The 15,183-nt window shown below is 61.4% G+C and carries 13 protein-coding genes; 8 read left to right on the top strand and 5 right to left on the bottom strand.

Annotation, left to right across the window (positions count from 1 at the left end):
- The first annotated feature begins 1 nt into the window (after position 1).
- From modB to H2Z84_RS18625, 4 genes are read left to right on the top strand one after another with little or no spacing between them, the layout of a single operon-like run.
- Positions 2-688 (top strand): molybdate ABC transporter permease subunit, encoded by a 687-nt coding sequence (gene modB / locus H2Z84_RS18640; protein WP_181837286.1) that lies wholly within the window; start codon positions 2-4, stop codon positions 686-688.
- Between the two features lies 1 nt (position 689).
- Entirely contained in the window at positions 690-1,397 is a 708-nt protein-coding gene (locus tag H2Z84_RS18635) for an ATP-binding cassette domain-containing protein (protein ID WP_181837285.1), read from the top strand.
- Entirely contained in the window at positions 1,390-1,950 is a 561-nt protein-coding gene (locus H2Z84_RS18630; protein WP_181837284.1) for a nitrogen fixation protein NifQ, read from the top strand. The genes H2Z84_RS18635 and H2Z84_RS18630 overlap by 8 nt, the downstream gene beginning before the upstream one ends.
- Positions 1,947-2,753 carry a TOBE domain-containing protein gene (locus H2Z84_RS18625; protein ID WP_181837283.1) on the top strand — a complete coding sequence of 269 codons (807 nt, stop codon included), beginning with the start codon at positions 1,947-1,949 and terminating at the stop codon, positions 2,751-2,753. The genes H2Z84_RS18630 and H2Z84_RS18625 overlap by 4 nt, the downstream gene beginning before the upstream one ends.
- A gap of 87 nt (positions 2,754-2,840) precedes the next feature.
- Here H2Z84_RS18625 and hflX read toward each other — a convergent pair whose 3' ends face one another.
- A complete protein-coding gene (hflX, locus tag H2Z84_RS18620) occupies positions 2,841-4,229 on the bottom strand; it encodes a GTPase HflX (protein ID WP_181837282.1) in 1,389 nt (462 codons plus the stop codon).
- A gap of 161 nt (positions 4,230-4,390) precedes the next feature.
- On the opposite strand from hflX, the gene H2Z84_RS18615 reads away from it, so the two are divergent.
- From H2Z84_RS18615 to H2Z84_RS18605, 3 genes are all read left to right on the top strand, one after another.
- Positions 4,391-5,650 (top strand): DEAD/DEAH box helicase, encoded by a 1,260-nt coding sequence (locus H2Z84_RS18615; protein ID WP_181837281.1) that lies wholly within the window; start codon positions 4,391-4,393, stop codon positions 5,648-5,650.
- Between the two features lie 262 nt (positions 5,651-5,912).
- Positions 5,913-9,836: a response regulator gene (locus H2Z84_RS18610; RefSeq protein ID WP_181837280.1), complete on the top strand. Its 3,924-nt coding sequence runs from the start codon at positions 5,913-5,915 to the stop codon at positions 9,834-9,836.
- Positions 9,837-9,847: 11 nt separating this feature from the next.
- Positions 9,848-10,900, top strand: a complete 1,053-nt coding sequence (locus tag H2Z84_RS18605; protein ID WP_181837279.1) for a response regulator — start codon at positions 9,848-9,850, stop codon at positions 10,898-10,900.
- Between the two features lie 93 nt (positions 10,901-10,993).
- Here the strand turns inward: H2Z84_RS18605 and H2Z84_RS18600 are convergent, their stop codons facing one another.
- The 3 genes from H2Z84_RS18600 to H2Z84_RS18590 all read right to left on the bottom strand — a co-directional run bounded on the left by H2Z84_RS18600 (position 10,994) and on the right by H2Z84_RS18590 (position 13,924).
- The gene (locus tag H2Z84_RS18600) at positions 10,994-11,140 is read right to left on the bottom strand and encodes a hypothetical protein (RefSeq protein ID WP_181837278.1); all 147 of its coding nucleotides are present in this window, start codon (positions 11,138-11,140) and stop codon (positions 10,994-10,996) included.
- 249 nt (positions 11,141-11,389) lie between these two features.
- Positions 11,390-13,261 carry a methyl-accepting chemotaxis protein gene (locus H2Z84_RS18595; protein WP_181837277.1) on the bottom strand — a complete coding sequence of 624 codons (1,872 nt, stop codon included), beginning with the start codon at positions 13,259-13,261 and terminating at the stop codon, positions 11,390-11,392.
- A 387-nt stretch (positions 13,262-13,648) separates the two neighbouring features.
- The gene (locus H2Z84_RS18590; protein ID WP_059286330.1) at positions 13,649-13,924 is read right to left on the bottom strand and encodes an HU family DNA-binding protein; all 276 of its coding nucleotides are present in this window, start codon (positions 13,922-13,924) and stop codon (positions 13,649-13,651) included.
- A 126-nt stretch (positions 13,925-14,050) separates the two neighbouring features.
- Here H2Z84_RS18590 and H2Z84_RS18585 point away from each other — a divergent pair, with 126 nt between their 5' ends.
- Complete coding sequence (locus H2Z84_RS18585) at positions 14,051-14,479, top strand: LexA family protein (protein WP_181837276.1); 429 nt, start codon at positions 14,051-14,053, stop codon at positions 14,477-14,479.
- 73 nt (positions 14,480-14,552) lie between these two features.
- Here the strand turns inward: H2Z84_RS18585 and H2Z84_RS18580 are convergent, their stop codons facing one another.
- Entirely contained in the window at positions 14,553-15,086 is a 534-nt protein-coding gene (locus H2Z84_RS18580) for an arsenate reductase/protein-tyrosine-phosphatase family protein (protein ID WP_181837275.1), read from the bottom strand.
- Between the last annotated feature and the right edge of the window lie 97 nt (positions 15,087-15,183).

The raw sequence follows: 15,183 nt of genomic DNA, 5'->3' as shown, positions 1-15,183 counted from the left end.
CATGAGCGATTGGCTGGCCGACCCGGCGTGGGCGGCACTTACCTTGTCATTGCAGGTGGCCGGCTGCGCCACCCTGCTCAATCTGCTGTTAGGGGTGGGCGTCGGCCTGCTGCTGGCGCGTGGCCGCTTTCCCAGCCGCGACCTGCTGGACACCCTGCTGACTCTGCCCATGGTGATGCCACCCACCGTGCTGGGCTACTACCTACTCACCCTGCTAGGCCGGCGTGGCCCGCTGGGTAGCTGGCTACAGGCGCAGTTTGGTATCAACCTGATCTTCACCTGGCAAGGCGCGGTGATTGCCGCTGCGCTGGTGGCCTTCCCCCTGGTGTACAAGCCGGCACGGGCGGCATTTGAAGCGGTGGACGGCCAGCTGGAACAGGCCGGACGCGTGCTGGGCGTGTCAGAAATCGGCATTTTCTTTCGCATCACCCTGCCGCTGGCCTGGCGCGGCATTCTGGCCGGCCTGCTGCTGGCTTTTGCCCGCGCCCTGGGTGAGTTCGGCGCCACGCTGATGGTGGCGGGCAGCATTCCCGGCAAGACCCAGACCCTGTCGGTGGCCATTTACGAAGCGGTGCAAGCCGGGCAGGACGATAGTGCCAACCGGCTGGTGCTGGTGACTTCGCTGGTCTGCGTGCTGGTATTGCTGCTGGCCGGCAAGCTGGCACCCGGCCGGCTGGCGGAGCGCTGACATGCCCACACCCCGTTTCGACCTCGCCATCCGTCAGACCGTACGCAGCGGCACGCGCAGCTTTTCGCTGGATATCGCCCTGCACAGCGACTGCCAGCAACTGGTGGTTTATGGCCCGTCCGGTGCCGGCAAGAGCATGCTGCTCAAGGCGATTGCCGGCCTGCATCATCCTGACGCCGGACATATCCGGCTGGATGGCCGCAGCCTGTTCGACAGCACACGGGGCATTTGCCTCAGCCCGCAGCAAAGGCAGCTGGGTTATCTGTTTCAGGACTACGCGCTGTTTCCTCACCTGAGCGTGCGGCAGAACATCGGTTTTGGCCTGCAGCGCGGCTGGCTCAACCCCGGACGCCGCCGTCAGCTGGCTGCCGTGGACTACTGGCTGGATGCCTTTGACCTGGGCACACTGGCCGACCAGCTGCCAGCCACCTTGTCTGGTGGCCAGCGCCAGCGCACCGCACTGGCACGCGCACTGGTGGCCGAGCCACGCGCCTTGCTGCTGGACGAACCGTTCTCGGCACTGGACCCGGCCCTGCGCCAGCAATTGCGCGGGGAACTGGCTGAACTGCTGCAACGGCTGTCCATCCCCATGCTGTTGATCACCCACGATGCCGCGGACGTGCAGGCCTTTGGCCAGCAAACCCTATACCTGCAGGATGGCCGACTTGGCCAGCCGCCTGCCGGCCTGACGGAGACTTCCCATGAATGACTTCCAGCAGCAGCGAGCCTTCCGCCTGCTGACCCGCGCGGTACTCGGTGTGCTGCGCAATGCGCAAGATGGTGAGCTCCCCCTCTATGCCTGGACGCTGGGCCTGCCGCAGCAGATGCTGCTGGAGGTGCTGGCAGCCTGCGCACCGGAACTGGGCAGCATGGAAGCACTGGCTGACACGCAATACCAGCAGCTGCTGTCGCAGCAGCCGCCCCTGCATTCCGCGCTGCTGAGCCTGCTGCTAGCCAACCGTTCGGCGGCGGAAAATCCGCAGCACGGCAGCTGGCTGGCCCATGTGGTGGCCGTGGCCAGCCTGGGCAGTCGCCATCTATGGCAGGACATGGGACTGACAAGCCGTCACGAGGTAAGCCTGCTGCTGCAGTACTATCTGTATCCGCTGTATGCGCGCAATCAGGCCGATATCAAGTGGAAGCGTTTCCTGTACGCGGAGCTGGGCGATCAGCTTGGCCTTCCCGGACTCAAACCACCGCAATGTGGTCGCTGCCGCGAACACGCAGCCTGCCTGCCGGCCCTGCCGGAGCAGCAGACATGAAGCCGCAAGACATCACCTTGCAAGGTGCACTGTGGTTAAGCATGGCGGGTGAGAAGTTCGGCAGCCCGCAACAGCTGGCCTTGCTGGCACAGATAGACGGCAGCGGCTCCATCACTCAGGCCGCCCGCACCACCGGCATCAGTTACAAGGCGGCCTGGGATGCCATCGACCACATGAATAATCTGGCTGGCGAGCCGCTGGTAGAGCGCCTGTCCGGTGGCAAGGGCGGCGGCGGTACCCGGCTGACCGCGCGTGGCCGACAGCTGGTGGCCAATTACCAGATCATCGCGCAGGAACATCAACAGTTTCTGCGTAATCTGCAGCGTCAGGCCAGCAGCATGGCCGACGATCTGCTGCTATTGAAAGGCATGAGCATGAAAACCAGTGCACGCAACCAGTTTCTGGGCAAGGTGGTGGCCATCCGGACCGGCGCGGTCAATGATGAAGTCGAGCTGGAAGTGGCCGATGGCCTGCGGCTGGTGGCCGTGGTCACCCATGACAGTACCGAAAGCCTGGGGCTGGCTCCGGGCGTCACCGCCTTTGCCCTGATCAAGGCGTCGTCGGTCATCGTTGGCTGCGGCCAGGATGGCATGCGCCTGTCGGCGCGCAACCAGCTGCCCGGCACGGTCAGCCGGCTACAGCCTGGCGCGGTGAATACCGAAGTGGTGATCGAACTGGCCCCTGGCAGCAGCATCGCCGCCATCATCACCAATGCCAGCGCCAGCGAGCTGGGCCTGCAACTGGGTAGCCCGGCTTGCGCCATCTTCAAGGCTTCCAGCGTGATATTGGGGGTGCCGGGCTAAGCCGGCTGCAGATCAAGCATCAGTCGTGATGCGCATAAAAAACGCCATCCAGGACGGATGGCGTTTTTCATTTGGAGGCTTTGGGCGTCAGACTTCCCAGTATTCCTTCTCACGGCCTTGCGAGCCGGGGCTCAGCTGCTCGTGCAGCCGGCGCAGTTGCTCTGGCTCACCACGTACGCGGAACCAGCTGCCCTCTTCCTCGGCACGTTCTTCCAGTACCTGGCACTGGCTGAACAGCTCGCCGCGCAGTTGCTGGGCCGACCACGGCAGCAGCACTTCGTCTTCGACCAGATCCTGCTGGAAGAAGGACACGATGCGTTCGCGCAAGGCGGCAACTTCCGCCGGCCGGCGCGCACTCATCACCACGCAACCGGGATAGCGCTGTTGCAGCTCGGCGGTCCAGGCAGCCTCGGCCGCTTCGTCACCGATATGGTCGATCTTGTTGAACACGCGAATGCGCGGCACTTCATCGGCACCGATTTCCTGCAGCACGGTATCGGTCACTTCCAGCTGGCGTTCAAAGCCCGGATCGCTGGCATCGATGACATGCAACAGCAGCGCTGCATCCAGCGCCTCTTCCAGCGTGGACTTGAAGGAGGCCACCAGGCCGTGTGGCAGGTTCTTGATGAAGCCGACGGTGTCGCTTACCAGCACACGCGGCACACTTTCCGGGTAAATGGCGCGCACCGTGGTGTCCAGCGTGGCAAACAGCTTGTTGGCCACCAGCACCTCGCTGCCGGTCAGCGCCCGCATCAGCGTGGATTTGCCGGCATTGGTATAGCCCACCAGCGATACACCGGCCAGGCCCTGGCCCTGACGCTCCAGCCGGCGCGCCCGCTGGGTCTTGCGTTCCAGTTCCATGGCGAGGATTTCGCGTTGCAGCTCGGCAATGCGGTCACGCACCTTGCGCCGGTCCAGCTCGGTATGGGATTCGCCGGCACCCCGACCGCCCATGCCGCTACGCTGGCGGCCTTGCGGCCCGGCCAGCTTGGCCGCTTCGCGCAAACGCGGTGCCATATAGCCCAGACGGGCAATTTCCACCTGGGCCCGCGCCGCACGCGAGCGGGCATTGCGGTGGAAAATCTCCAGAATGACCATGGTGCGGTCCATCACCTCGCAGCCGACCGCCAGTTCCAGATTGCGTGCCTGCGAAGGAGAGATTTCATGATCCACCAGCAAGACGTCGATCTCGATGGCGGAGGGGTCCAGCTGCGGTGGTGCATGTTCCAGCTCGTCAGCGCGCAGGCCGCGATTGACGACCATGTGGATTTCTTCCAGCTTGCCCACGCCCAGGTAGGCGGTGCGGTCGAAGCTGTTACGCTTTTGAACAAAGGTATGCACCACCTGGAAACCCAGGGTCTTGGCCAGCTCGCTCAGTTCGGTGAGCGAGGCCTCGAATTCGACATCGCTGACATCCGGCAGCTGGACCGACGCCACGATGGCGTATCTGGGCTTCTCTTTAACTTCTGTTTGCATGTGCAGATTGCTTTACTTGGTGGCAAGCCCCGATCTTACTCGCAATTGCCCCTCCCTGCCGCAGCGATCGACAGCAGCCTTGACCCTGCCGCCCGCCGGGACGATACTGCTGCGCCTCTGGCGGCGGTGCCGCCCAACCCTCTGCCGGGCCTCCTCCATACATGCCATTCACCTCCCTGGGCCTGCAGCCCGCCTTGCTTGCCTCAGCCAGCGCACAAGGCTATGCCGCGCCCACCGCCATTCAGCAAGCAGCCATTCCGGCCATTCTGCAAGGTCACGACCTGCTGGCCACTGCCCAGACCGGCTCGGGCAAAACTGCTGCCTTTTGCCTGCCCATGTTGCAGCAATGGCTGGCCGCTCAGCACGGCTCGCCACGGCAGATTCAAAACCTGATTCTGCTGCCCACCCGCGAACTGGCGGTGCAAGTAGGTGCCACGCTGCGCGATCTGGCAGCCTCACTGCCGCAGGCCATCAAGGTGGCGGTGGTCTATGGCGGCGTGTCGATCAATCCGCAGATGATGGCCTTGCGCGGCGGGGCCGACTTCGTGGTGGCCACGCCGGGCCGGCTGCTGGATTTGCTGCAGCACAATGCACTGCGCCTGTCTGCCGTGCAAACCCTGGTACTGGACGAAGCCGACCGGCTGCTGGACCTGGGTTTTGCTGACGAAATCAAGCAGTTGCTGGCGCTATTGCCACCGTACCGGCAAAACCTGCTGTTTTCCGCCACCTTCCCGCCGGCCGTACGCCAGCTGGCCGAAACCTTGCTCAAACAGCCGCAGCGCATTGACATCCCGCTCAGCCAGAGCAGCGCACCCGACATCCGGCAACGCGCCATCGAGGTGGATACTGGCCGGCGCACCATGCTGCTGCGCCATTTGCTGCAAAGTGAAAACTGGGAACGGGTACTGGTGTTCGTGGCCAGTCGCCACAGTGCCGAACGCGTGGCCGGCAAATTGCAAAACGCCGGCATCCGCGCCGCGGCATTACATGGCGATTGCAGCCAGAGCCAGCGCGGGCAGGTACTGGCCGACCTCAAAAACGGCCAGCTGCAAGTGCTGATTGCCACTGATCTGGCCGCCCGTGGCATCGACATTGCCGGCTTGCCGGTGGTGGTCAATTACGATCTGCCGCGCTCGGTGGTCGACTACACCCATCGCATCGGCCGCACCGGGCGGGCCGGCGCCAGTGGTGTTGCCATCAGCTTTGTTTCTGCTGACAACGCTGCCCATTTCCGCCTGATCGAAAAACGCCAGCAACAACAGCTGCCACGCGAACAGATTGAGGGCTTTGCACCTAGCGTCGCCCCGGACAACAGTCCTGCTGCACAACACGACCCCAACAGCAATGGCGGCATCAAGGGCAAGCGCATGAGCAAGAAAGACAAGCTGCGCGCTGCTGCTGCCGCAGCTGCCAAAGAATAAGCTTGATACTAGTGTGCACAGGGCGGGCTGCGGCCGGCCCTGTGTCACCGCCCTGCCTGTCTGATCACTCCGCCGCAGACAGCGCGCTTTGAATCAATCATGACAATTGAGTCAATGATTTGACGCGTGCTACTATCACCACACTTGCCTGAAACTCGCCACACACCGCATCAGGCGCTGGGCAGACAATCGCACGACGCCCGCCTGGCCACGACAGCCCCACAACAGTACAGCAGCAGCCAGATCCACATTGGAGCGCTGATTGAAAAAGACATTTGCCAGCAGCCTGGTCCTGCGCATGTGCGGGCTGATCCTGCTGTCCCTGGTCGTGTTCGCCTTTGGCTGCTATCACCTGATCGTCCAATCGACGGTAGATAGCCTGGCGCAATCGCAAATGCAGATTGCTGCCCAGCAGCTGGATGCGCGCATGCAGCGCCTGCTTGATACAGTCGATGCCAATCTGCGCACCAGCCAGGCCTGGGGCCGTAACAGCCGGTGGAACAGCCATACCCAATGGCTGCAGGACGATCGCCAGCAGCTGCAACGCTTCAACGAATTCTTTTTCCCCATCATCGAAAACCAGCGCGAGATTGCCTCGGTCAATCTGGCACATGAGTCTGGCCGGGAAATCCTGTTGTTGCACACCGCCGATGGTGGCTGGGTCAATCGCCTGAGCGATCCGGTCCGCTGGGGGCGTACCACCTACTGGTTTTACTGGAACCAAAAGCGCCGGCTGCTACACAGCGAAACCCGCCAGCAGGATTACGATGCCCGCCAGCGTCCCTGGTTTAAGGGTGCCATGGCGCTGAGCAGTGATCGTGACATTCACTGGACTCAGCCTTATATCTTCTATACCACCCGCCAGACCGGCCTTACTGCTGCCAGTCGCTGGACCGCTGCCGACGGCAGTCATTTCATCATCGGCCATGACGTCAACCTCAGCAGCATCGCCAGTATTACCAACGCACTACCCATTGCCCAACAGCAAACCCTGGCCTTGCTAGATGAGCAGGGCATGGTGCTGGCCCTGCCCTATGGCGGCGGCCAGTCAACGGCCTCCCTGCTGATGCGCCCGCTGGCCAGCCTCAGTGACAACCCGCTATCGCATGGTTACGAGCACTGGCTGCGCCGCCAGCAGCAACCGGGCCGCGCCAGCCGCTTTCATGCTGCCGGGCAGGATTGGTTCAGCCTGTTCCAGCCCACCCGCATAGGCCAGCAACCATTATGGATAGCCGTGGTAGCGCCGGAAGCGGCTTTTTTGCCGCTCAAGCCACGCGATCTGCTGGTGCTGCTGTTGATTACGCTGGCAGCACTGGCCTGCGGTGGCGTGGTGGCCCTGCGCATGGCCCGGCGCTTTGCCAGCCCGCTGCAGTTATTGACTCGGGAAAGTGAACGCATCGGCCAGCTCGACCTGGCCGCACCCGTTTGTGCCACCGCCCTGCATGCCCCCTGGCAGGAGGTCAGCCAGCTGGCTGCCGCCCAGGAAGCCATGCGCCAGCGCTTGCTGGCCAATACCACCGAGCTGCAGCAATCCCGCGTGCTGCTGGAGCAGAAAGTGTCCGAACGCACGGCGGCCCTGCTGCACCAGGTAGCACTGGTGGAGGCCTTGCTGGACGTCATCCCCAATCCGATTTTCTACAAGGGCGCGGATACCCGCTTTCTCGGTTGCAATCAGGCCTACGAACAGGCTTTCGGTATCGAGCGGCGTGATTTCATCGGCAAGCGGGTGCTGGATCTGGAGTATCTGCCCCTGGCGGATCGCCAGCACTTCCAGCAGGAAGACGAAAGCGTCATTGCCAATGGCAGCCGGATATCCCGCGCGGAAGAGCTGGTACTGGCCGATGGCAAATCACACCACCTGTTGTATTCAGTGAGCGGCTTTCAGCATCAGGACGGCACACCTGGCGGGCTGATCGGCGTCATCGTCGATGTCAGCGAACTCAAAACCGCCGAGCAGGAAGCCAGTGAAGCTCGCCGCAGCGCAGAAGCCGCCACCCGCGCCAAGGCAGAATTCCTGGCCAATATGAGCCATGAAATCCGCACCCCGATGAATGCCGTGATCGGCATGACCCAGCTGGCCTTGCAGACCGCGCTAAACCCGCAGCAACGCAATTATCTGGACAAGGCACACGCCGCCGCCAACAGCCTGCTGGGGCTGATCAACGACATTCTGGATTTTTCCAAGATCGAAGCCGGCAAGCTGCATTGCGAGCAGGTGGATTTTTCGCTGGAAAACGTCATCAGCCAGGTAGCCGACCTGCTTGCCTTGCGAGTGCGTGACAAGGGGCTGGAACTACTGTTCGACATCGACCCGGCGCTCCCCCCACAACTCCGAGGCGACCCGCTGCGGCTGGGCCAGGTGCTGAACAATCTGGTGGGCAATGCCGTCAAGTTTACCGAACAGGGCGAAATCACGCTGGCCGTCCGCCTGCGTGAGGAAGACGAACAATCGGTCCTGCTGGATTTCTCCGTCCGCGACACCGGCATCGGCATGAGCCAGGCCGAACAGCAACGGCTGTTCCAGGCTTTCTCTCAGGCCGACAGTTCCACCACCCGCCGTTATGGTGGTACCGGCCTGGGCTTGAGCATCAGCCAACACATCGTGCAGCTGATGCAGGGCGAGATTAGCGTCAGCAGCGCACCCGGCCACGGCAGCTGCTTCAGCTTCAGTTGCCGGCTGGGCAAAGCGCAGTCAGTACCGGCCACGCCAGCCAGCCTGCCCGACATCCGTGGCATGCGCGCACTGGTGGTGGACGACAATGCCGCCGCACGCGAAGTCTTTGTACATATGTTGCAGGCACTGCAGTTGCAGGCCGACGCCGTCGACAGCGGCCCAGCCGCGCTGCTGGCCTTGCAGCAGGCACATGCGGCCGGCCAGCCCTACCAGTTGGCCTTGATCGACTGGAAAATGCCCGACATGGACGGCGTACAAACCCTGCAACAGATCCGTGCACTGACAGAACTACCCGCGCCGGTCTGTCTGCTGGCCACCGCCCACGACAGTGACAGCCTGAGCCAGGCTCTCGGGCAAACGCCGGTGGATGGCATCATGGACAAGCCGGCCACCTTCTCTACCCTGCTGGATGCCATTCATACCGGCTGCCGCCACCAGGTGCCAACACTGCCCGCCAGCAGCGCGCCACGCATCGACCTGCCGCAGTTGCGCCAGTTGTTGCAAGGTAGTCGCGTCCTGCTGGTGGAAGACAATCTGACCAATCAGGAAGTCGCGCTGGAACTGCTGCGGCAGGTCGGCATCACGGCCCAGCTGGCCTGCAACGGTGCCGAAGCCTTGCAGATGGCGGCTACGCACGACTATCAACTGCTGCTGATGGACTGCCAGATGCCGGTGATGGACGGGCTGGAAGCTACCCGCCAGTTGCGCCAGCAGCCACATGGCCGGGCACTTACCATCATTGCCATGACCGCCAATGTGATGGTGGGTGAAGAACAACGCTGCCGGGATGCCGGCATGGACGACTACATCGCCAAGCCCATCGACATCCAGCTGTTCTACGCCGTGCTGCTGCGCCACCTGCGCCCCGGCCAGCCGCTGGCCACCGCCGCCAGCCCCGACCCAGTTGTGACGCCAGGCGAACAGCTACTCGACCGCAAGTCAGCCCTGCTGCGCATGGGCGACGATCACACCCTGTACCAGCGGCTGCTGACCCGCTTTCAGGAACGCGAGAGCGATGCGACCCAACGCCTGCAGCAGGCCTTGCACAAAGGCGAAGCCGATACGGCACGGCGCATCGTGCACAATCTCAAGGGTCTGGCCGGCAATATCGGCGCCGATGCCCTGGCTGCCGCCTGCCGCCATCTGGAATACCACCTGGACGGCAATGATAACCAGCGGCAGCAAGCCATCGAGCAGCTGCAACAACAACTGCAGCGACTGCTCGTGCATGTGGAACAAGAACACCCGGCAGAGCCGGTCGCCAGCGAAGCCAGTACGCTGGTCGACTGCCAGCAACTAATGCGTACGCTGGCCAGCCAGTTGCAAGACAACGATATCAAGGCCAGCCGCAGTGCCGCCGAACTGTACCGGGCACTGGCCGGCCATGCCGAAGCGGACGCCGCCCGCCAGCTGTCGCGACTGGCGGCGCAGTACGACTACGATGCTGCCCTGCGGCAGCTAAACCAGCTGGCGGAGCGCTTGCAGCCCGACCAGACCCAGCAAGCCAACTGAAAGCCCATACCATGGCCGATCTCAGACTGCGCCAGAGCATATTGATTGCCGATGACGTACCGGAAAACATCGAATTGCTGGCCGCCATCCTGGAAGATGATTACAGCATCAAGGTGGCCGCCAATGGCGAAAAGGCGCTACAGATCGTGTATTCCGATTCGCCACCGGATCTGGTCTTGCTGGATGTAATGATGCCCGGACTCAGCGGCCATGAAGTCTGCCGTCGGCTGAAGGCCAACCCCGACCGCCAGCACATTCCGGTGATCTTCGTCACCGCCATGTGCTCGGTGGAGGATGAAAAACTGGGGCTGGAAATCGGTGCGGTAGACTACATTACCAAGCCAATCAGCCCGCCAGTGGTCAAGGCCAGGGTACGTACCCAGCTGGCGCTGTACGACCAGACGCGTGAACTGGAGCGCATGGTGGCCCAGCGCACCCACGAACTGCTGACTTCGCGCCAGCAGATCATCCAGCGCCTGGGGCGGGCCGCCGAATTCAAGGACAATGAAACCGGTAATCACGTCATCCGCATGGCACATGCATCGCGGCTGATTGCCGAAGTGGCTGGCCTGGGCGACAAGGCCCAGGAAATACTGCAGCTGGCCGCCCCCATGCACGACATCGGCAAGATCGGCATTCCCGACCATATCCTGCTCAAACCGGGCAAGCTGGACAACGCCGAGTGGGTCTTGATGAAACAGCACCCGCTGATGGGGGCCGACATCATCGGCAATCATGATGACGAGCTGCTGCAAACCGCCCGCACCATCGCCCTCACCCATCATGAGCGCTGGGATGGCAGCGGCTATCCCTATGGCCTGCGCGGCAATGCCATCCCGCTGGTCGGCCGCATCGTGGCCATTGCCGACGTGTTCGACGCCCTGCTGTCAGTACGCCCCTACAAGCCGGCACTACCGCTGGCAGAGGCGCTCGACTACATGTACAGCCAGTCTGGCCAGCACTTTGACCCGGAGCTGATACCCGCCTTCAGGAAGGCGCTGCCAGAAATATTGAAAATCCACCAGACCTATGCCGACGAAGGCAGCCCCGACCTGACCGGCTAATACCCGGCTATTCCAGCGCCTGGGCCAGTGCCAGGGCGGCGATGAACAGGCTGGACAGCAAGATGCCACCCAGCCAGTGGTAGAGACCTGCCCTCATTTGATGCGTCTCCCGGTTATGCCGGCCACCCGCCCCAGCATGTCCAGCACGTTGAGGCAGGCCTCGCCACAACTGCTGGCCAATGCACACACCGTATAACGACGGCCATCCCGCTCCACCACGGTCAGTAAATAGGCTTTCATCACCAACACCTCCAGACAGATTGTCAGACTGCGCTACAGCACCCTGTCAGCTATCTTGGCAATTCATTCCAGCGACTGACAGCTGACACTTCCTTGTCGTGAGGTGAAAGTTCCGAGCGAAAAACTGTCCTTTTCATCAGGGATGGCGCAAAGCCGACCACCACCCATCCAGCATGGTCAGACTGCCATAAAAAAACCCCCGCCATGGCGGGGGTTCTGTTCAGCGGCAAGTCAGCACTGCCACATCGGCTACAGCTTGAACTGCGACACCAGTGCACGCAGGTCGCCGCCACGACGCGACAGATCCTGAATGATGCTGAGGATGCGTTGCACGTTTTCATCACTTTCCAGCGCCTTGGCATTGATGCGTTCGGCACTTTGCGCCATGACGGTGGTGGCGGTGCTCTGCTCCTTGGTGGAGCTGGTGATTTCCGACATGCGACCCGCGATATCATGGGTGCTGGCCTTGATCTTGCCCACCTTGTCAGCCGCCTCGCGCGACAGTGCCACACCGGTGGCCACGCGCTCGTTGGTCTTGCTGGTATGGCCGATGGCCACTTCGGTCTGGCTCATCACGCTATTGATCATCTGCGCGATTTCCACCGTGGCCGAGGCAGTACGTTCAGCCAGCTTGCGCACTTCATCAGCCACCACGGCAAAGCCACGACCCTGCTCACCAGCACGTGCTGCCTCGATAGCCGCATTCAGTGCCAGCAGGTTGGTCTGGTCGGCAATATCGCGAATCACTGCCACGATGCCGCGAATCTGCTCGGAGTGGGAAGACAGATCGCCCATGGCACTTTGCAGGGCATCCACGGTCTGCACGATGGACTGCACTTCGCTGGCCACTTTTTCCATGGCCTGGTAGGAGTCTTCCGAGTTCTCGCGGGTGCTGGCCACCAGCACTTCAGTCTCACCGGCATTGTCAGCAATATGGTTGATGCTGACGGTAATCTGCTCGATGGTTGCCGCAGTGGCCGACAGCTCGTTGGACTGCACACGCGAATCGGAGGCGATGCTCTCTGCTGCCTGGTGCAAGGCCGATGTGTCGCGTGCCAGGGCTTCCGCGTCATTACGTACCGACACGAACATGCCATGCAGCTTGTGCACGAAGCCGTTGAATGCCTCGGCAATCTGGCCCACTTCATCTTGCGAGTGCACCGGCAGATGCAGGGTGAGGTCGCCATCGCCGCTGGCCACATTGCGCATGGCGTCACGCAGCTCGGTCAGGCCGGACAGCATGCGCGACACGCCTACCGTTGCCAGCAACGCTACCACCACCACACCGGCAATCAGCACGGCAATCATCAGTTCGATCAAATGGGTAACGGATACGGTAGCGGCAGCCACCGGTACCACCACACCCAGCAGCCAGCCGGTCTTCCCCACCGGATAAAGCGCGGTCATGCTGGATTCGCCGTTAATGCTCACTGTTTGCAGCGCGCCATCCTTGCTGATGCCATTCAGATCGAAGCCGGTCATCACCTCACCGATCTTCTTCATGCCCGAATCCTTGACCGGGTGAGCAATCACCGAGCCATCACCGGTAATCAGGAAGGCAAAACCATCACCTGGCAGCTTGGAAGACACCACTTCTTCGGCTACCCGCTGCAGCGATACGTCACCACCGGCCACCGCCACCAGTTGGCCATCCTTGCGCAGGGCTTTGGCGAAGGTAATGATCGGCTTTTTGGTAGCAGCATCGATGTACGGTGCAGTAGCAATGGCTTCTTGCGAATTGCTGGCGGCCAGATACCACGGACGGCCAGTCGGGTCATAACCCGGCGGCACCGGCGTAGAGCCGGTGAACTGGGTCATTTTCTTGCTGGGCTCACCCACATACATGTCGTCCAGCTTGCCGGCGACTTGTGACTGATCGAGGATGGGCTTCATATCCCCCTCGGTAAAATGCAACAGGGCAGAGCCCACGATGTTCTGCCGGGTGGATACCCATTCGGTAATGAAGCTGACTTTATTGTTGGCGGTCTGACTGATCTGATCGCTAATGGAAGACAGCAAGGCGTCTTTCATCTTCCAGTAGGCCACACCGCAAAACAGCAGCGAGATGGCCACCAGCATCATCAATACAAACACCAGCATTCTGGAACGTAGAGTACGCATGGAGGATCCTATTCTTATAATTTCTTAAAACCGCACATTGCCGCCTGTTGCGCTTTGCAGACATTAAACAATCAACAGGCAGGCTGCCATATTCCGACCTTCACTCAGGCTCGTCAATACCATTACAAATTCATCGAGCATTTTAAAATAAAACCTCAAGAATAATGGCATCAACGAGCATTTACTGGCTCATCCAGCGCCATATCTCTCCCCGGGATATCAAAACTGCGAGCAGTTCACAATCTTGTCTTACAGCACACTTTATTTATTGGACAGATTTCCAGCACAGTCCAGTCATTTGCACATTTATCCTGAGTGCATGAAAAAAGGACGCCGTGGCGTCCCTGGGTGAGCATTTCCGGCCACGCCGAAAACAATCCGCTTGTTTCAGTTGGCCACTGCGTCTTTCAGTGCCTTGATCGGGGTAAACACCACTTTGCGCTTGGCCGGGATCAGCACGGTCTCGCCGGTTTTCGGGTTACGGCCATTACGTGCCGCAGTGTCTTTCACCTTGAACTTGCCGGTGCTGGCCAAGGTCAGTTCGCCACCATTCACCAGTTCTTCGCGGATGGTCTGTTCCAGCGCATCCATGAAACGCAGTACATCGACTTTGCTGCTGCCGGTTTTTTCGGAAAGGATGGCAATGAGTTGTTGTTTGGTCATGCATGGCTCCTGCGCCGGTAATGTTGGCTGATGGCTACAAAGTGTGAGGGTAACCAGCCAGAGCCTGCTACATCAAGGGAAATTTGCACTGGCATGGCAAATCGCCTCCCGTGCAGCAGAAAAAGCATGACAAGCGCAATTGCACGGCTAGCCAGCCATCTGCTATATTTGATTACGTACAATTTCAAAACTGCCGCCATGACCACCCTCTCCCGACAAAGCACACACGATGCTACGCCTTCGCCAGCCCAACTCCCTGCCGAGCGCAGCGGGCTGTTTTGCCTGCCCATGCCAGACCAGGCACTGGCCGGTGCCGGCATCGAGGCTGGCTGCCTGCTGGAGGTGGATGGCCAAGGCAGCCCGGTACAGGGCTGTCTGGTGGTGGCGGCCGTAGATGGCGAACTGCTGGTGCGCCGGCTGCAGCGTAGTGGCAGCCGGCTGCAATTGCTGGCAGCACACCCTGACTACCCGCTGATCGAACCCAGCTATGAGCAAGACTTTGCCATCTGGGGCGTGGTGGCCGAACCCGCCGCGCTGGCGACAAGACAAGCCTGAGCGCCTGCGCCAGGGCTGGTCAGTCAGCTGCCGGCGCTGTTATCGCCATCACCACCGTGCAGCCGGCCCGGCATTACGGTTTCTTATGTTGTGCCTTGTCCAGCACCGCCGGCAGATAGCCTTCTACCTGGCGCAGCATCGCCTGGTATACCGCCAGCGGCTTGCCCCAGGCATCGGCGACATCATCCATATTGCCGCTGGCGTATTCGGACAGGGTGAAGGTCTTGCCCTTGGCCTCGGGAAACAGCTCCAGCACCTTGGCCTTGTGCTTGGCAGTCATGGTGAGAATCAGGTCGGAATGGCGTACATCATTGGCATTCAGCTGTACGGCACGGTGGGCCGACACGTCGATGCCGCGCTGCAGCAGCAGGCTGGCGGCATTGGCCTCGGGGCTGCTGTCATAGGGGTCCATGTCGACCGCACGCGAAATCACCGCAATCGGCAGTTGCTGCTGCTCGATACGTTGTCTGGCCAGCGCTTCGGCCGTCACACTGCGCCCGGTATTCCCGGTATCGACAAAAGCCAGCTTGAAAGGCTCGGCCGCCTGTACCAGCCCGCAGGTCACCAGCAACAAGACAGCACCCAGTAGTGCAATCAGCTTCCTCATCGTTTACTCCCTGTCATCAAGCCTGTTCATCATGATTGCGCGCCAAGCGGGCAGACTGCACTGCGGCGAGCTGATTCACCCCGGTCTGCCAGCCGCT

This window comes from Aquitalea aquatica, from assembly GCF_013911085.1.
In the GTDB taxonomy this organism is placed as follows: domain Bacteria; phylum Pseudomonadota; class Gammaproteobacteria; order Burkholderiales; family Chromobacteriaceae; genus Aquitalea; species Aquitalea aquatica.
The sequence above is the reverse complement of the archived record's forward strand: the minus strand, read 5'-3'. Positions and strand labels throughout refer to the sequence as shown.